This window comes from Paenibacillus sp. AR247 (assembly GCF_002968895.1).
GTDB lineage: Bacteria > Bacillota > Bacilli > Paenibacillales > Paenibacillaceae > Paenibacillus_AQ > Paenibacillus_AQ favisporus.
Genome location: NZ_PCZT01000009.1, coordinates 1,170,704 through 1,172,002, shown reverse-complemented (window position 1 = coordinate 1,172,002; position 1,299 = coordinate 1,170,704). Strand labels below are relative to the sequence as shown.

The following is a 1,299-nucleotide window of genomic DNA, read 5'->3' as shown; positions in this document are numbered from 1 at the left end:
AAGTGGCGGAACCCCCGAAGCAGCGGGAATTCGGACGTCTGAACGTTTCCGGAATGGTCACGAGCAAAAGGTACATCAGGGAGCTGGTCGAAGGCGGATTCGTCGACGGCTGGGATGATCCCCGTCTTCCGACCTTGAAGGGGCTGCGGCGAAGAGGCGTTACGCCGGAAGGCCTCCGGAGGTTCATGCAGGAAGTGGGCATGCTGAGGGGGAGCAGCACGGTGGATGCCGCGATGCTGGACCACTTCATCCGCCAGGACTTAAAGGATAAGTCTGTCGCTGTGATGGCTGTGCTTAATCCACTTAAAGTCGTCATCACGAATTATCCGAAGGATCAGGTGGAAATTCTGCATCTCAACCACAGCGATGCCGATCCGATGCTTGGCGGCAGGGATGTCCCCTTTTCTGGAGAATTGTATATCGAGCGGGAGGACTTTATGGAACATCCGGTACCGGGCTTTCATCGTCTGTTTCCAGGAAGCGAAGTTCGATTGAAGGGGGCGTACTATTTAAAATGCCATCATGCCGTCAAGGATCCGGTGACAGGTGAAGTGATTGAGCTGCAATGCACGTACGATCCCGAGACGAAAAGCGGAACCGGGTTCAGCGGCAGAAAGGTGAAGTCGACGATACATTGGGTGTCCGCCGCACACGGTATTCCCGCCGAGATCCGCTTGTACGGCAGCCTGCTGAAAGATGCCGTGTCCGTGGCGGAATCGGACAATGATTGGGCAGAGCTGGTATCCCCCGATTCCCGAATCATTTTCAGGCAAGCGATCATGGAGCCATGGATGAAAAATGCTTCACAGGATGTTAAATACCAGTTTATCCGCCAAGGCTATTTCTGCCTGGATCCCAAAGAACTGAGCGGGCCGGTACAGGTATTTAACCGGATCGTTTCGCTGAAAGATTCATGGAAGAGGGAAGCATCGCGTTGACCCACACGCTGCATACGCTGCCGCAGAGCAATACATTGGTAATCAGAAGGATATGGAGGTCTTTTACGATGAAAATCCAACAACTTACGATAAATGCCCGGCATTTTGCGGAGATGAAGCAATTTTACGCCGGGAAGCTCGGTCTTCCAGTGGCCGAAGAACAGTCGGATAGGGTCACCATTCAAGCCGGCGGCAGCCAGCTCATTCTTCAGAAGGCGGCAGCGCCCGGCGAAAAATCGATGTACCATATTGCCTTTACGATTCCGACGAATCAGCTCGGCGCAGCCAAAAAATGGGCCGCTCAGCGTGGAATTACCCTGTTCCGCGATCAGGATGGGGATCAATTTCACTTCGGGAACTG

General features: G+C 53.7%; 2 protein-coding genes. Both read left to right on the top strand.

Features of this window, described 5'->3' with window-relative positions; genetic code table 11:
- Positions 1–938 (top strand): glutamate--tRNA ligase family protein (locus CPT76_RS13520; RefSeq protein WP_258168392.1); only part of this gene is annotated, 938 nt, incomplete at its 5' end.
- Between the two features lie 68 nt (positions 939–1,006).
- On the top strand, positions 1,007–1,299 hold a 293-nt coding region (locus CPT76_RS13515; protein ID WP_181152833.1), incomplete at its 3' end, for a VOC family protein.